This is a genomic window from Williamsia deligens, from assembly GCF_024171765.1.
GTDB classification, from domain to species: Bacteria; Actinomycetota; Actinomycetes; order Mycobacteriales; family Mycobacteriaceae; genus Williamsia_A; species Williamsia_A deligens.
Window position 1 is genome coordinate 482,422 of sequence record NZ_JAMTCI010000001.1, and the last position, 15,770, is coordinate 498,191.

A 15,770-nucleotide genomic window follows, 5' to 3' on the forward strand; every position below is an offset into this window, starting at 1 on the left:
GCACACTGGTGACATGGCCCGCGACACCGTCTCCTACGGCTCCCATCCCGATCAGTACATCGACGTCACGCGACCCACCGGCGACCCGCGGTGGACCGCGGTGCTCGTCCACGGCGGGTATTGGCGGTCGCCGTACAAGGCCGACCTGATGGAACCGATGGCGGAGGCACTCGCCGCCTCCGGTGTCACGGCCTGGAACGTCGAGTACCGCCGGCCCGACGCGCACGGGTGGGAAGCGACGACGTCCGACCTCGCCGCGGCACTGGCCGCCGTGGTTCCCGACGGGCCTGTCGTTGTCATCGGGCACTCGGCCGGTGGGCAGTTGGCGCTGCGAGCAGCGGCCGACGCCGCGCCGGCGCCCGCGCTCGCGGTGTCGCTGGCGGGGGTCATCGACCTCGAGGAGGCGCACCGGCTGCGGCTCGGCGACGGCGCTGTCGAGAACGCGCTCGGGCACCCGTGGGACGCCGGCAACCCCGACGACGTCGCGTCGTCACCGCGTCACCGTCTGCCGCTTCGGGTCCCGCAGGTCATTGCGTGTGGCCACGACGACGACCCGCACCTGCTCGCGATCAGTCGGGACTATGCGCGAGCAGCGGGGGAAGCCGGCGACGACCTGGTGCAGGTGTCGGCGCCCGGCGACCACTTCGACATCATCGCTCCCCAGCACCGGCTGTGGTCGCAGGTGCTCGCGGCGATCGAGCACCGCGTCGCGGGGTAGTTTCTGCACGCTCGGCGGGCGGTTTCGGCCCGCTCGGCGGGGTTCAGCCGAGGGCGAGAGCCAGGGCCTCGATGCCGCGTTCGACCTCGTCGAAACTGGTGCTCAGCGGGCTGAAGCCGAGGCGGACGCCGCTGGGCCGGCGGAAGTCGGGGATGACTCCCTGCTGCCACAGACGCGCGACTGCCTCACGCGCCGACGGGTGGTCGATGGTGACGTGACCACCGCGCCTGTCGGGATCGCGGGGTGAGGCGAGCGTTGCCCCGAGCGGACCCAGGACGCTGTCGGACAGCGAGATGGCCAGCTCCGTCAACGCGACGGACTTCGCGCGGATCGCGTCGATGCCCGCCTGCTCGATGACGTCGAGCATGTCGGCGATGGGCAGCATCCCCAGGACGGGGGGCGTGCCTGTGAGCATCCGTCGGATGCCCGGCGCAGGAGCGTAGCCGTCGCCCATCTCGAACGGTTCGGCCGCGCCCATCCACCCCCAGATCGGTTGCGACAGTTCACCGATCACCCGGTTCGTCACATAAGCGAATGCCGGCGCGCCGGGGCCGCCGTTGAGGTACTTGTAGCTGCAGCCCACGGCGAGGTCGACACCCCACGAATCGAGCTGCATCGGAACGGATCCCGCGGAGTGGCAGACGTCGAGCAGCAACAGCGCGCCGCGGTCCCGCGCGATCCGGGCCGCCGTGGGGGCGTCGAGCAGGAACCCTGATCGATAGGCGACGTGGCTGACGACGACGAGAGCGGTGCGTTCGGTGACGGCTGCGTCGAGCAGGTCGACGGTGACACCGCTGTCGTGGTCGGTGTCGATCCAGCGGATCGTCGCGCCGGTCTCGGCCGCGATCCCCTCGATGAGATAGCGGTCGGTCGGAAAGTTGTCGCGGTCGATGACGATCTCCGTGCGACCCGGGCGCATCGCCAGGGCGGCGCGGGCGAGCTTGTAGATCAGGACGCTCGTCGAGTCACCGACGACAGTCTGACCGGCGGCTGCTCCGAGGACCGCGGCACCGATGCGGTCGCCGAGTGTCGTCGGCATGTCGAACCATCCCTCGTCCCAGCCGCGGATCAGACGTCCACCCCACTCGCGCTCGGCGAACTGCCGCACGTTCTCCCCGGTGACCTTCAATGGTCGGCCGAGTGAGTTGCCATCGAGGTACGCCGACACCCCGCCACCGTCGACGAACGACGCCCGGTGCTCCGCCAGGACGTCGGCGGCGTCGAGCTCGGCGGCGTCCGGACGGGTCATGGAGGCCAGTGTCGCACCGGAACGGCACGCGTGGCACAACTTCTGCACGGTCGGCGGACACTTTCGGCACGCTCGGCGACTATTTTCGGCACGCTCGGCGAGCACTTTCGGCACGCTCGGCGGGATCTACTGCACGGTCGGCGGGATCTACTGCACGCTCGGCGGGATCTACTGCACGCTCGGCGGGATTTGGTGCACGCGCGGGGAGTCAGCGGGGAGCGCCGACCGCCTTGCGCCAGGCGCTGAACGAACGCACCGGAGCGCGTTTCAGGTGGACCAACCACGGCCACGGGTGGACCTCGGTGGGCTGCACGCGGTCGGCGATACGACGCCATCCCGGCACCGGCGCCCACGTAGCGGCCAACGACATGCCGTCGAGTTCGTCGGCGACGACTCCGCGCCGCACCTGCACCTCACGACGCTCCGCGAGATCGCCGAGGCACTCGGCGAGGAAGACCAATCGCTTGCCCGACAACCGGAGTCGGCGCAGGAGCGGTTCGTCGAAGACAAAGACCGCAGGGCGCGTTTCGTTCACCGCCAGAGCAGGATCCGCGTCGCCGAGGGACTCCGCCGTCAGCCACACCGTGTCGGCGGTGCCGCTGTTCTCGGGCGCGTCGGGACCGGACGGGATGTCCTCAGGGCCGAGGTAGGGACCGTCGACGGGTGCGCCGTGATCGTCGGACGGCCAGTCCTCGATGGGACAGTTCGTGTTCAGCGCACACTCGTCGCACAGCTTCGGCGACCGCTTGCGCACCTGCCACCGGCTGAACCCGTACGGCTTGCCCGACCCGGTACCGACCGTCCACTGCCACCCGAGGCGGTTGGCGGCGCGCGACCCGTCGAGGAGATGCGCGAACATCTCGTCCTCGCCGTCGCGCCAGGTGGCGCCCACACGCACGGTCCACTGCGAGGCGGCCCACATGCGGGTCTGATTCACCAGCCAGCCGTTCTCGTGCAACTCCTCGACGACGAGATCCATGCACCGCATCTCGCGCGGCCAGGGGTCACCCCCGAACGGCCGATCGCCAGCGGGCAGGTCGCGACGAGGCTGTTCGTAGCGCAGCGCCTGCCCGAGATCCGTTCCGACACGGGCATACAGGTGCCGCGCGTACTCCTGCCACAGCAGCTCGTCGCGGTACTTCGACCGGTCGCGACCGGGCGCGTCCGACACCGAGTCCCACACCTCACGCAGTGGCGTCAGCCCGTGCCGGATGTACGGCGACATCCGACTCGCACCACGACGACTCTCCGGCAGCACCTCGTTGCGGCGTGCCGCGTAGCCGGTGATGTCGAGGCCACCGAGTGCGATGTCGGCGGCGGTCTGACCGCCGGTGAACGCGCCGGCCGCGATGTCCGACGGGTCCTCGCGAGCGAGGTCGCCGAGGTGCTCGGCCACCCACGCGATCGACGCGGAGTGGTCACCATCGGGCGTGGGCGCCGGGGGCGTCGGGAGGGTGGTCACCCTCCCGACAACACCGCGCTCAGACCAAACGCTTCCCGGGGCTGGTCGTGAGGTTCGGATCGGTGATGATCGCGTCGCCGAGAGCGGCGTCGATCTTGGCGAGGACGTCGGAATCGAGCGTGACCTCCGACGCCTTCACGTTCTCGGTGATCTGCTCGGGGCGCGACGCACCGACCAGCGCCGCGGCGATGTTGTCGTTGGCGAGCACCCACGCGACGGCGAGCTGCGCCATCGTGATCCCGAGGTCGTCGGCGACCGGCTGCAGGTCCTGCACGCGGGTGAGCACGTCGTCGGTCAGGTAGCGCTTGATCATCTCGTCGCCACCCTTCTCGTCGGTCGCACGCGAACCGGCGGGCGGCGCCTGACCCGGCTTGTACTTGCCGGTCAGCACGCCCTGCGCGATGGGCGACCACACGATCTGGCTGATGCCGAGCTCACGCGAGGTGGGCACCACGCGCTCCTCGATCACACGCCACAGTGCGGAGTACTGCGGCTGGTTGGAGACGATCGAGAACCCGGCCTGCCGGGCGAGGGCCTGGCCGGCACGCAACTGGTCGGCGTTCCACTCCGAGACGCCGATGTAGAGCGCCTTGCCGGCGCGCACGACGTCGGCGAACGCGGCGATGGTCTCCTCGAGCGGCGTCTCGTGGTCGTAGCGATGCGCCTGGTACAGGTCGACGTAATCGGTGCCGAGGCGGCGCAGCGAGTTGTCGATGCCCTCGTGGATGTGCTTGCGCGACAGACCCGTGTCGTTGGGGCCGCGCTCGCCGACGGGGAAGTAGACCTTGGTGAAGATCTCGAGACCCTCACGTCGCTGACCCTTCAGCGCGTCGCCGAGCACCTGCTCGGCGGCGCCGTTGGCGTAGACGTCGGCGGTGTCGAACGTGGTGATACCGGCGTCGAGGGCCGCGTGCACACACTTCGTCGCGACGTCGTTCTCCACCTGCGATCCGTGGGTCAACCAGTTGCCGTAGGTGATCTCCGAGATCTTCAGACCGCTGTTGCCGAGATACCGATATGCCATCCGTGTACGTCCGTTCCGTCTGTTGTCGCCGACTCGTGTCGATCGCGTCCTCTGGTGCAGCGTGCCGGGTCGGGCGGTTATTTCGTCCCGGAAAGTAGCGGTCGGGCCGTTATCATTCTCTCTCGCCGCTTTCCCCTGCACACTCCGACCGCTCTGTCCGTTCTGTCCGATCCGGTCTGTAGCGTTCCGACCCGAGAGGACACCCCCGATGCCCGCGCTGTCGATGTGTCTCGGACGCGACAGAACCACGCGCGCGACCGAGTTCGTCGACCACGCGCCCCATGAGAACGGACCCGCCTAGATGAGTGGACTGCCCCGTGCCGCGGTACCGGTCACCCACGTCGTCGTCCGGGAGGCGGACGCCGTCCGATACGACCTCCCGATGTCGGTGGAGGTCGGGCATCGCGTGATCGGGGTCGTCGCCAGCGCGAACTGGGCCATCGAGGGCGTGTACGACGTCGTGACGTCCGACCGTCGTCGGGACGGCGTCAGCCTGACCGTGGGCGACCCGGTGGTGCCGCACTGCGGTGTCGCCATCGCCGCGGTGGAGCAACGCGCCCGACGGACCTTCCCCCGGCACTTCGCCACCCCCGCCGTCGAGCGTGCCGCGGCCTACATCGCGGCGATCGAGGCCGAGACGATCTCACCGACACCCTGGCACCGCGTGGATCACCGATGCGCGGGGGAACGGCTGACACTGCACGATGCCGCGGTCGCGCGGACCTGGGGTTGCAACACCTGCGGACGGGATCCGAGCACTGAGTACGCGCCACGGTTCGAGGCCCATCGGACCGACATCGAACTGGATCCCCGGATCGACCTGGGCATCACCATCGCCGTGTGCCCGTCGTGTCACGAGATCCTCCACCAACCGTTGGCCCCGACGGTCGACGAGTTGATGTACGGACTCCGCCCCGCGTGCCCGGAGTGCGGTGCGCGCCACGCCGACATCGTCAGCGTCGCCGACACCTCCGTGCCCGCGCCGGTGGGGGTCATCGCCTTCTCGGGAACCCACGACCCTGCCCCCGACTTCGTCTGCGGGTCCTGCGGTCACGAGTGGTGACGGCGCAGCTCCGGCCCCAGGTCGGTGAATGAGCCGACCGTGTGGTCCGGCGCGGTGAACGCGGTCGGGAAGTCGGCGCCGTCGCGGTTGATCCAGGCGGTCTGCAGTCCGACGCGTCGGGCACCCTCGAGATCCCAGGGATGTACGGCGACCATCAACGCCTGCGCCGGTTCGACGCCGATGGTGCGCAATCCGTACTCGTACGACGCGGGTGCCGGCTTCCACGCGCCGGCGTCGGCCGCGGACAGGTAGCCACTGACCGACGGGCCTGCGTCGGTCGCGCCGAGAAGCCTGCGCGCGACGTCGGCCGAGCCGTTGCTCAGCGTGTAGACGTCGAGCCCCGCCTCGGCGAGGGCGACGATCCCGGGTACGACGTCGGCGTGTGGTGCCGCGTCGACGAAGGAGCGCAGCAGACCGGCGGCGACCATGTCGGCCGACTTCTCGTCGCGGCCCGGGTCGGCCAGACGCAGCATCGACCGCAGCTGTCCCTGGGCGAGGTCGGCGAAGCCGGGGTTGTCGCCGAGGACGGTGAGCGCGAAGCCGTCGCGCAGCACCGACAGGTACCAGGTCCGGACGTCGGCGGCCTGCAGTCCCGAGTCGGTGAAGGCGGGTTCGACGGACGCGAGATCGGAGAGCGTGTCGTTGACGTCGAGGAACGCGACGGTGGGGCGGGGCATGGGGATCCTCTCGATGGGCTGCCACCGGTCTACCCGTTCGCGATCACCGCGACCGCAACCCGGGCGCGGAGCGACGCGGCGTCCTACCCTCGGTGCCGTGCTGCCGCTCATCTCGCTCGCCGATCTCGACACGCCCGACGGCCGGGACCGTCTGGCCGAGGTGTCGCGGACTGTCGGTTTCTTCTACCTCACCGACCACGGCGTCCCCGTGACCCTGCAGGAGCAGATCATCGACACCGCGCGGCGCTTCTTCGCGCTGCCGCAGGCGGAGAAGGACGCGATCGCGATGGTGAACAGCCCGCACTTCCGCGGGTACAACCGGGTCGGCGGTGAGCTGACGAACGGTCGCGTCGACCGGCGCGAGCAGATCGACATCGCACCGGACCGCGACCCGATCCCCGACGCCACCGGACCGCTGCGTCTTCAGGGCCGCAACCAGTGGCCGGCGGCGCTGCCCGAACTGAAGACCGCCGTGGCGGCGTATCAACACGAGCTCGCGCGGGTGTCCCGGACGCTGCTGTCGCGGTGGGCGCAGGCGCTCGGGGCGGCGCCCGACTTCTTCGACGACGCCTTCGCGCTGCCCGCGACGCTGATGAAGGTGGTTCGCTACCCGGCCCGACCCGCCGACGACGCGGACACCGCGGGCGATCAGGGCGTGGGTGCGCACAAGGACTCGGGTGTTCTCACCGTGCTCCTGGCGCAGGAGGGGTCGTCGGGTCTGCAGGTCGAGCGCACCGACGGGACGTGGATCGAGGCACCGCCGCAGCCCGGCGCGTTCATCGTGAACATCGGCGAGATGCTCGAGATCGCCACCGACGGACGGCTCGTGGCCACGCGGCACCGCGTGATCACGCCACCGGGTTCGCCCGAGCGCCTGTCGATCCCGTACTTCTACGCGCCGTCGCTGGATGCCGTGATGCCGCGCATCCCTCTGCCCGACGGCCAGGCGTCATCGGTCACCGCCGACCCCGACAACCCCCTGTTCGACACCTACGGTCTGAACACGTGGAAGAGCCGCACCCGCGCACATCCCGATGTCGTCGCGCGGTGGTACCCCGACGAGGTCGTCGCGCGGGTGTGACCGGTTCTCAGCAGCGGCCGAGATCCGAGGTGGGCTCGCGCACGGGGTCACCTGCGGTGATCGCGCGGTCGGTCGGGACGGGATCAGCGCCGCGCAGCCGCGGCAGCAGCCACGCGTAGACCTCGTCGTTGTTGAGCAGCGTGAAGTGGTTCGCCGAGCTGATCGCGAACCCGTCCTCGTCGCGGAACCCGATGTGCCGCTTCTTGTTCTTGCCCACGGCACTGGGCACCAGCACGAGACCGTCGCCGATGACACGGCCGATCGGATGCTTGGCGCTGCGGGTGACCGTCGCCGAGACGAAGTAGTGCGTCGCGTCGGCCAGCAACGGGACCTCCTGCACCGCAGCGACTCTCAGGGCGTCGATGTCACGGCCGGACCAGTCCTCGTCGACGAGGGACCCGTGGAAGAGATCCCGCACCCCGGAACTGCGCCGGCGCAGGAGGTGGGCGAACGGTCGCGACTCGGGGACCGCGCCGAGTGCCGCGGTGAGGTAGTGCACCGACCGTGCCAGCGGTGCGCCGAGGTGCGGCGTCCCGAGACACACGACGTGGCGGACGAGTCCTGTCCAGTCGGCCCCCTCGAGTTCGCCGCGGTGGCAGGCGGATCGGGCGACGAGTCCGCCCATCGAGTGGCCGACGAGGGTGATGTGGCGGACCGGTACCGGCCACGCGGTGGTGATCTCGGTGAGCAGCCGGTCGAGCTCGCGGCCGTTCTGCGAGATGTGGCGCCCGGTGTTGTAGCGGAGCTGCACCTCGGTCGCGCCGAGGTCCTCGGCGAGTCGGGTTCCGTAGGTCGGCCGACCACCGATGCTCCAGGCCGCCTCGGTCTCCATCAGACCGTGCAGGAACACGACGAGATGTCCCGTCGCCGTCGGGAACGCGTTCGCCAGTGCGTTCCGCATCGGAGGGATCGCGACGCCGTCGAGACGGATGCCCATCGGCTCGGCGAGCGGACTGCGCGCCTGGTGCAACTCGTCGCCGATGAGGCCGTTGATCGCCGCGATCATCGCGCCGCCCCTGACGGTCTGCGACGGAGGCCGCCCCCACCCGTCGGCGGCCTGCGAGGCGACCTCCGACGCGGTGTCGCAGACGGCTGTGATGGTGGTGTAGGTGCCGCCGGCGATCGCGTCATGCAGGAGCTTCGCGGGACGGACGAACTCGTCGAGCCCGACGGGACGCAGGCCGACGCGCAACCCGGTGAAGATGTGCTCACTGAAGGCCGAGTGCACCTTGGCGATGCCGGTCGCGGCGTCTCCGAGCTCGGAGAACGCGAGTCGGCCCATCTCCCGCAGCTCGTCTCGGCGCTGCCGCTCGAGGGTGTCCATGCCACTCAGAGTACAGGTGTTCACTGAATCTGCGGGGCGTGCGACATACCCCACATCGAGCGGGACGACGACCATCTCGGCGCGCTCAGGGGACGGGTCAGGCGAGGTGCTGACCGAACCAGCCCAGCGCGCGGCCCCACACCTGGGATGCCGCGGCCTGGTCGTACCGACCGCCCGTGTCGTTGAAGAAGGCGTGGTCGACGTTCGGGACCGTGAGGACCTCGTAGGTGAGGCCGGCTGCCTTCAGTGACGCCTCCGCCTCACCGCGCGAGGCGTTCACGCGGTTGTCGAGGCCGGCGTAGACCGCCAGCACCGCGGCGTCGCGGGAGCCCGCGAAGTCGTGTGCTTGCGGGAGTGGTCCGTACAACGGGATGGCTGCGCTGACCTGGGGCGCGCCGGACGCCAGCAGCGACCACACCTGTCCCCCGCCGAAGCAGAAACCGATCACGCCGACCTTCTTCCCCGGCACACGGCGCTGCAGTTCGGCGATGGCCGACTTCTCGTCGGAGACGAAACGGTCGTTGGAGATCGTGCCGAGTGCCGCGGTGGCGCGGGCGGTGTCGTCGAACGTCGACGTGCCCCCCTCCTCGGAGAGGAGGTCGACCGCCAGCGCGCTGTATCCCGCGCCGGCCAGTCGCCCGGCGATCGACGCGATGTGCGGCGTCAGTCCCTTGTTCTCGTGGATGACCAGCACGACGCCGCGCGGGTTCGCCGCCGCCGCATAGGCACCCTGCAGTTCCCCCCGCTGCCCGGGGAACGTGATCATGCGGGTGGCGACGGCCCCGGACGCACCCGGCGCATCCGGGGATCCCGACGACGTGGTGGTGGCCGCACCCGACCCGCCCGACGACCCTCCCGACGACGAGGCCGAGGACGACGGCGCACCCGCGTCGGAGCTGTCGGTGCTGCAGGCGGCGAGGACGCTCGACGCCACCGTCGCCGACAGGCCGAGCAGTCCGAGGCGTCGCATCGCCTCGCGACGGCCGAACATCCCGTCGGCGTGGTCGAGGGCGATCTCCTCGGCGATGTACCGGGTGAACTCCGCCATGCTGCACTCACTTTCACCGTCACCGGATAGATCGTGCGGGCCGGTCACGGCCCGTGCCCACCACGGTGCCAGAAGGGGCGGACCTGCGCGGATGCTCGCCGAGACCCGCCCCGCATGACGCGCGGGCGATGCCGATTCGTGACCTGGCCACGCCGGGCAACACGATCTGGTGGAGGTCGGCGCGTGGGGGTTACCTGCCTGCGCTCACACGACAACACTCAGAGGGCAAGGCCTTCATCGGCGGCGGCGAGACACGGCGCCCCTGTGATCTCGGCCGGGCACCATCAGCTCGGCCCAGCGGGCCGGGTGCACGCAAAGGAGCGTCGCCATGATCGGCACCATCATCAGCGCCATCGTCGTCGGATTGATCGTGGGCGCGCTCGCCCGCCTGATCCTCCCGGGCAAGCAGAACATCGGGGTGATCATGACGATCATCCTCGGCATCCTGGGGTCCCTGATCGGATCGTGGGTGACCTACAAGGTCGGTTACGACAACGCCAACGGTGGCTGGGAGGTCGTCCCGTTCGTCGTCGGCATCGTCGTCGCCGCGATCCTCATCGGGTTGTTCGTCGCCGCCACCGGGCGCCGCACCGCCAGGCGCTGACACCTGCCCCACCCCCGACCCACCAGAGAAAGCCGGCCATGGACACGAGCACGCGGTTCGACAGCGAACTCGATGCCGCCTGGCTGACCTTCCGGGCCGGACTTGCCGATCTCCTCGTCGACCTCGATGTCGACGAGGAGATCGTCGTCCGACGCTCGCACGATTCCAGCGCGGCATGGTCGCCGCTGCTGTCGTTCGTCGTCACCGGCGCCCACCGCGTCCGGTGCACCCTGCTGCACGCCGCACTCTCCGACGATCAGGTCGCGGTCCTCCGGGGAGACGGGTGGCGTCGTCTCCGTGACGGCCGCCTGATCCTCGAGCTGGGACATCGCCGGGTCGACGAGCTGTGCGCAGCCGCAACAGAACTGCTGCGCGAGACCGCAGACGTCCTGCACCCCGCGTTCCTCGCGCCGCTGGACCCCGATCCCCGCTCGTACGACGCCGACTCACCGCGCCGCGAGCTCCCGCCCGTCGCCGCCTCCGCGTTCCCCGTCGTCGACACCGACCACCTGCGCGAACTCCTGCTCGACACGCTCGCCGCCCAATCCGACGACGCGTTCATCGATGCCGACGGCGACATCCGCGCCCAGATCGGCACGCAGACACTGCAACTGCGCGTGCACCCGACCCGCCCCGTCGTCGAGTTCGTGGCCTGCATCGCCGCGATCTGCGTCGACGACCGCACCGTGAACGAGATCGTCCTCGCCGAGAGCGTCCGGTGGACCGGCGTCGCGGTGCACGTCCTCGACGGTCACGTCTGGGCGACCCAGCGCCTCGTGGTGCCGACGTTCGTCGCCACCAACATCGTCGCCGCGGTCGAATCGTGGCGTGACTTCCTCCGCGACGGCGCGCCCGCGATCACCGCGCGGATCGCCGACGCCGCCCGACCGATCGCGCAACGTCCGAGCCGGGAACCCTCCCCGGACCACGTCGAGCAGTTGCTCGACACCCTCACCGCGCTGACGACGGTCGGCACCCCGCTCCCCGCCGAGGGTGTCGTACGCATCTGTGACGACAGCGCGGTCATCGCCCGTCGCTGCCTCATCACGGGCGCACGTCGTCTCCTGGCCGTCGGGTGGGAGAAGCGGCAGGCCGCCGAACGTGGCGACGTCACCGCCGCCGATCGGCTGGAGCACGATCGGCAGATGTGCCGGACCATGCTGATGTCGGTCTCCGGCGCCGTCGACCTGCTCCGCGAGCGCGACGCCCCCGCCTCCGGGACCCGGCAGGGCCGCTCGTCGTACTGATCGACTGCCGGGCGGGACCACCGTCGGTGTCGTCTGGTCGAGCGAACAGTCGCAGCGCGAAGTAACACCGATCCGTGCAAGATCCGACATCCCCGACATGACCCGTACATACGTCCTGTCGTCGTCGACGGCCCGTCGCCGCACGACCCTGCTGTGGTGGGTACTCATCGTGGTGTGGGCGGTGATCACCATCGGTAGCCTCGGCGCGTGTTCGTCCGGGGACGGCAGTGGAGCAGCATCCTCGTCGGCGGCAGGGTCGACGACATCGGCGGCGTCGTCCACCTCCGCGCCATCCACCTCAGCGTCGTCGGCGGAAGCCACCGACGGTCCGGCGCCACACCAGGATCCGGTCACGACGACCGCGGCACCCGCGCCACGGGACGAGGTCGCCCCGACCGGGGTCGACTACTCGCGTTGCACCAACCAGACGAACTACGCCGCCGACCCCCGCTCCAACGCCGAGATCAACTCCATCGGCGAGCGCACCGGGTCGTGCCCGCCGGTGATGACCGCAACCGAGAAGTAGAGGACGGATCATGAAGCGTCACAAGACGTTCGTCACGTCACTCATGGCCACCGTCGCGCTGGGCACAGGGCTCGTCGGCGTGACCACGGCGACCGCCGCGCCCGCTGCCGCCGCCACGCAGGTGGTGAACCTGGCCAACCCGGGCAACGGCAACCCCGGCATGCGGGTCGACGCCGTCATCGATCACGGCCGCGGCACCGTGACCGTCCTGCAGCGGTTCATGAGCGAGCGTTCGCGGCTGACCGCCGCCTGGGTCAACCTCCGCACGGGTGCATCCGGACGCACGGGGCTCCCCGAGGCGCGGCCGGCCACCTACCCGTCCTATCCCGATCGCGCGGCGGTCCTGCCCACCGGGACGGGCCCCGTGGTGGTCGTCGTCTACGGCCCCACGCCGTCGCAGACCGGTCTCATCCCGACGCTGAACGCGATCCTCCCGCTCCCGCATCTGCTCACCGTCTGACGGGGGCAGAACCTGTCGGACCCCGTCGCTACCGTCCTGTCATCGGCGCAGCGTGCGCGCCACGAGAGGAGGGTCGTCGTGGAGGATTTCGACGCCTCGGTCGACGCGGGATGGCAGCGGATGGCAGCCGCCCTCGGCGATCGGCTGGCCACCATGGAGCCCGGTGACTCCCATGCGATCGACCTGGGCTTCCTGTGCGAGGACGGCATGGCCCGGGAGAACCTCCCGATCATCGTGTTCACCACACACGGCACCACTCGCGTGCGGTGCACCGTCGGCAACGCCACCCCCACCGAGGACACACTGCTCGCCGAGGCCGGCTGGCGTGAGCGGGGCACGCATCCGCGCACGATGGAGACCGGCCGACGCCGCGCCGACCACCTCGCGCGCTGCGCCGTCGCGGTGCTGCGCGATGTCTTCGACGTCCCCGACGCGTCCTTCGTCGACGGGACCACTGCCGCGCGGGTCGAGCCCGAGGTGTCACTCGCCGGCGTCCCCTCCGATCCCGACGAGCTGCAGGCCATGGTCGACGCAGCCATCGTCGAGATCTCCGGCCGTCCCGTGGAGCACGACGAGGACGGCGACATCCCACTGCCGACCGCAGTGCCCTCGTGGTTGCGGGTGAGCACCGAGGAGGCGGCGATCGAGTTGTTCAGCACCCGCATCGACGACTCCCGCGGTGTCACACCGGAGATGCTGTACGCCGCGGTCGACGGCTGGCCGGGTGTCGCGGTCACCGTGCGGTCCGGGGTGTTGGTGTCCCGCATGCGCATCGAGGCGACGGTGTTCGTCCGGGAGAACCTGCGGGCCGAACTGAAGCGGTGGTTCGCCTTCCTCGACCACGGGGTCGACGAGCTCCGTGCGGCGATCGCATGCCGGTCGCACTCGCACGCGGGATCGGACGAGTGCGACCGGACGGAGGAGCTGCCCCCGACCGACGGGATGGGCCGCGGGGGCATCATCCGCACGACCGACGTCACCACCACGGCGGGCAGGGTCGTCTCACTGCCCGCGGCGCTGGAGACCCTTCTGCTCGTCGCGACGACCCAGTCCGGCGACCTCCGTCCCGACGACGTCGCCGCGATCATGGAGCGTGACCGCGACGTCACGCTGCGGTGCCACCGCGTCTGCATCAGTCAGCGTGACGACTGGGAGACCGAGGCGGATGCTGCAGCCGACCGCGACGACGTCGAGGAGGCACACGCGTGTCTGGTCGAGTCGTGGCGGTGGGCCGAGGTCGCCCAGAGCCTGCGCTCGGCACTGCGTCTCATCGTGCTCGAGCGGCCGCGCCCGCAAGCGCGGTCCACCGAGCGTCGCACGCGCGACCACCGGCCGCCCCGCCTCAGCGATCCCGGCGACCGGCGATGACCTGACCCATCGCGAGTAGTGACGGCGTCCCGGGATCCCAGTAGCCCGAGTGGTTCTCGACGCCATAGCGGCTGTGCGCGTCCCAGGGCGTGGCACCCGGCGACGACGGGAGATGCCGCGCACCGAAGCGGACGCCGTCGGGGTCGGGCCCGAGGACATACGGTGCCGCCAGTCGGATCGGGTCGCGCGCCGCGGTGACCGTCCAGACGTGATCGGCGACCTCCGAGGAGTCCAGGCCGCGCAGACGCAGGTCGCCGACGCGCGCGGCGCCGCCGGTGCCCGGGCTCGCGACGAGGACGACGTCGTCTGCGGCGAGGGCATCGGAGCCCGACGCGGCCGTCGTCACGACGGTGCTGCCGTAGCTGTGGCCGAGCACCGTGAGGTGCGGACCCTGGTCTTCCCCATGTGTGGCCCGCAGGCCCGAGACGAACTCACGGAGATCCGGTGCAGCGGTTCGCGCCGCCGGGAGACCACTCGCCGCGACCAGATCGGCGGGGGCGCCGTAGTCCTGCCAGACCACGACACTGACCCCGCCCTCACCACCGGCGGTGGCACCCGCCGCGCGCATCGCGTCGGCGCGGGCGAGATTCGTCCGCACCGATCCGAGCGAGGTCCCCGTGCCCGGCACCATCACGGCGACGTGCGCGGCGCCGTCGGGGTCACCCGCCGCGACCACCGCTCGACCGTCGTCGCGCAGGGTCATGAGGAACCGGCCCGGGGTCGCCAGGGCGCGCCGCAGGGCGAGCTGACCCGCGGTCGGAGATCGGATCGCGGACAGGCGCATCCGATTGATCCGGTCCCGATCGGCCGCCGGGACACCCGCGCGGTTGCCCAGTCCGGGGTCCGCGGTCGCCCAGGCGATGCGCTGCGCATCCGACGTCGACCCCCACACCGCTGCGACGTGGACCGCAGAACCCGTCGGCGCCGCGCTTGTCGCGGGATCCGATCCGCCGCCGACCACCACCGAGCGCAGGGCGACCGTCGCCGCGTCGATCGACGCAGCCAGGTCCGCGTCCGCGCTAAGGGCACCCTCGAGCAACCGCCGCAGGCTCTCGGTGTGCAGGGCCGCGTTGGTGTCGGCGATGTGCAGTGCCAGTGCGGCACTCGCGTCTCGCGGGACGTCCGCGGGACGGTGGCCCGGCCGGTGGGTGACGCCCCCGTCGTCGGCGACCTCGTAGCCGTCGTGGACGAGTGACGCCGCGAGTGCCGACGCTGTCGACGCCGCATGGGCCAGGTCGGGTCCACGCCGGGCGATCGCGTCGGCGACGCACTGTGCCGCCATCGCGACGCGGTTCGCCTGTGTCCTGCGCGTGTGCGCGGCGGCCCGTCCTGCGTCGGCTGCGGGTCCCCGCCACGTGTCGACGGTGGTCTCGGTCGCCCGCACGAGGGTCGCCACCCGCTCGTCGCAGCGGTCGACGGCGCCGTCGATGTCGGTGGCGATCTCGCGGAGTCGGTGCGATGTGACCGCCCATCCCCCGACGGTCCCGACCCCCGCAGGCATCACGTCACCACCGCCGTCCACCGACCGCGTCGGTCGCCCTCACGGACGCGCCGAGCCGATCGCCGCCGCGATCGCCGCGTCACTGCCGGAGAACGCCGGGCCGGCGCCCGCGGTGCGCTGTGCGAGCCGTTCCACGTCGTCCGCGACGGCTGACATGGCGGCGAGGACCGCCTCGATGGCCCCGGCGATCGATGCGGAGGTGCGAGAACCCGCGAGCTCGTCGGCGGCGAGACCCGTGATCCCCGGGGCCCGCACGCCCGCGGCCGCCGCCCGCTGCACACGCGCCAGCGAGGCCAGCCGATCGGTGTCGAGAACGGTCGCAACGGTGCAGGACGCTTCCATGGCGTCACCGTAGGGTTCACGAGCGACAGGCGGCGCCGTCGTCGACGCGGGTGTCCTCGAGCTGTGGATGTGGCGG

16 protein-coding genes are annotated in these 15,770 nt (G+C 70.9%); 8 read left to right on the plus strand and 8 right to left on the minus strand.

The genetic code is table 11. The features are described 5' to 3' along the window. The first annotated feature begins 13 nt into the window (after window positions 1-13). Window positions 14-718, plus strand: a complete 705-nt coding sequence (locus LX14_RS02210; protein WP_253645650.1) for an alpha/beta hydrolase — start codon at window positions 14-16, stop codon at window positions 716-718. Window positions 719-761: 43 nt separating this feature from the next. Here the strand turns inward: LX14_RS02210 and LX14_RS02215 are convergent, their stop codons facing one another. The 3 genes from LX14_RS02215 to LX14_RS02225 all read right to left on the minus strand — a co-directional run bounded on the left by LX14_RS02215 (window position 762) and on the right by LX14_RS02225 (window position 4,453). Beyond that, window positions 762-1,967 (minus strand): kynureninase, encoded by a 1,206-nt coding sequence (locus tag LX14_RS02215; protein WP_253645651.1) that lies wholly within the window; start codon window positions 1,965-1,967, stop codon window positions 762-764. 208 nt (window positions 1,968-2,175) lie between these two features. Beyond that, window positions 2,176-3,429 (minus strand): FAD-binding domain-containing protein, encoded by a 1,254-nt coding sequence (locus LX14_RS20835; RefSeq protein ID WP_253645652.1) that lies wholly within the window; start codon window positions 3,427-3,429, stop codon window positions 2,176-2,178. A 19-nt stretch (window positions 3,430-3,448) separates the two neighbouring features. Then, window positions 3,449-4,453 carry an aldo/keto reductase family protein gene (locus tag LX14_RS02225; RefSeq protein ID WP_253645653.1) on the minus strand — a complete coding sequence of 335 codons (1,005 nt, stop codon included), beginning with the start codon at window positions 4,451-4,453 and terminating at the stop codon, window positions 3,449-3,451. A gap of 301 nt (window positions 4,454-4,754) precedes the next feature. On the opposite strand from LX14_RS02225, the gene LX14_RS02230 reads away from it, so the two are divergent. Continuing rightward, window positions 4,755-5,516: a hypothetical protein gene (locus LX14_RS02230; RefSeq protein ID WP_253645654.1), complete on the plus strand. Its 762-nt coding sequence runs from the start codon at window positions 4,755-4,757 to the stop codon at window positions 5,514-5,516. On the opposite strand, the gene LX14_RS02235 is transcribed toward LX14_RS02230, so the two are convergent. After that, on the minus strand, window positions 5,504-6,193 hold the full coding sequence (locus tag LX14_RS02235; RefSeq protein ID WP_253645655.1) for an HAD-IA family hydrolase: 690 nt from the start codon (window positions 6,191-6,193) through the stop codon (window positions 5,504-5,506). The genes LX14_RS02230 and LX14_RS02235 overlap by 13 nt on opposite strands. Window positions 6,194-6,290: 97 nt before the next feature. Between LX14_RS02235 and LX14_RS02240 the strand changes: the two genes are divergently transcribed. Further along, a complete protein-coding gene (locus LX14_RS02240; RefSeq protein ID WP_253645656.1) occupies window positions 6,291-7,274 on the plus strand; it encodes an isopenicillin N synthase family dioxygenase in 984 nt (327 codons plus the stop codon). A 7-nt stretch (window positions 7,275-7,281) separates the two neighbouring features. On the opposite strand, the gene LX14_RS02245 is transcribed toward LX14_RS02240, so the two are convergent. Continuing rightward, the gene (locus LX14_RS02245; RefSeq protein WP_253645657.1) at window positions 7,282-8,598 is read right to left on the minus strand and encodes an esterase/lipase family protein; all 1,317 of its coding nucleotides are present in this window, start codon (window positions 8,596-8,598) and stop codon (window positions 7,282-7,284) included. Between the two features lie 97 nt (window positions 8,599-8,695). Beyond that, window positions 8,696-9,646: a dienelactone hydrolase family protein gene (locus LX14_RS02250; protein ID WP_253645658.1), complete on the minus strand. Its 951-nt coding sequence runs from the start codon at window positions 9,644-9,646 to the stop codon at window positions 8,696-8,698. A gap of 328 nt (window positions 9,647-9,974) precedes the next feature. Between LX14_RS02250 and LX14_RS02255 the strand changes: the two genes are divergently transcribed. From LX14_RS02255 to LX14_RS02275, 5 genes are all read left to right on the plus strand, one after another. Then, window positions 9,975-10,250, plus strand: coding sequence for a GlsB/YeaQ/YmgE family stress response membrane protein (locus LX14_RS02255; RefSeq protein WP_253645659.1), 276 nt, complete (start codon window positions 9,975-9,977; stop codon window positions 10,248-10,250). Between the two features lie 38 nt (window positions 10,251-10,288). Next, window positions 10,289-11,497 (plus strand): TY-Chap domain-containing protein, encoded by a 1,209-nt coding sequence (locus LX14_RS02260; RefSeq protein WP_253645660.1) that lies wholly within the window; start codon window positions 10,289-10,291, stop codon window positions 11,495-11,497. 97 nt (window positions 11,498-11,594) lie between these two features. Further along, window positions 11,595-12,023 (plus strand): hypothetical protein, encoded by a 429-nt coding sequence (locus LX14_RS02265; RefSeq protein ID WP_253645661.1) that lies wholly within the window; start codon window positions 11,595-11,597, stop codon window positions 12,021-12,023. 10 nt (window positions 12,024-12,033) lie between these two features. Continuing rightward, entirely contained in the window at window positions 12,034-12,483 is a 450-nt protein-coding gene (locus tag LX14_RS02270) for a hypothetical protein (protein ID WP_253645662.1), read from the plus strand. A gap of 78 nt (window positions 12,484-12,561) precedes the next feature. Next, on the plus strand, window positions 12,562-13,851 hold the full coding sequence (locus LX14_RS02275) for a TY-Chap domain-containing protein (protein WP_253645663.1): 1,290 nt from the start codon (window positions 12,562-12,564) through the stop codon (window positions 13,849-13,851). Here LX14_RS02275 and LX14_RS02280 read toward each other — a convergent pair. Together LX14_RS02280 and LX14_RS02285 are read right to left on the minus strand one after the other, a co-directional pair. Beyond that, window positions 13,826-15,352 carry an alpha/beta hydrolase gene (locus LX14_RS02280; protein WP_253645664.1) on the minus strand — a complete coding sequence of 509 codons (1,527 nt, stop codon included), beginning with the start codon at window positions 15,350-15,352 and terminating at the stop codon, window positions 13,826-13,828. The genes LX14_RS02275 and LX14_RS02280 overlap by 26 nt on opposite strands. A 39-nt stretch (window positions 15,353-15,391) precedes the next feature. Then, a complete protein-coding gene (locus tag LX14_RS02285; RefSeq protein WP_253645665.1) occupies window positions 15,392-15,694 on the minus strand; it encodes a hypothetical protein in 303 nt (100 codons plus the stop codon). Window positions 15,695-15,770 lie beyond the last annotated feature (76 nt).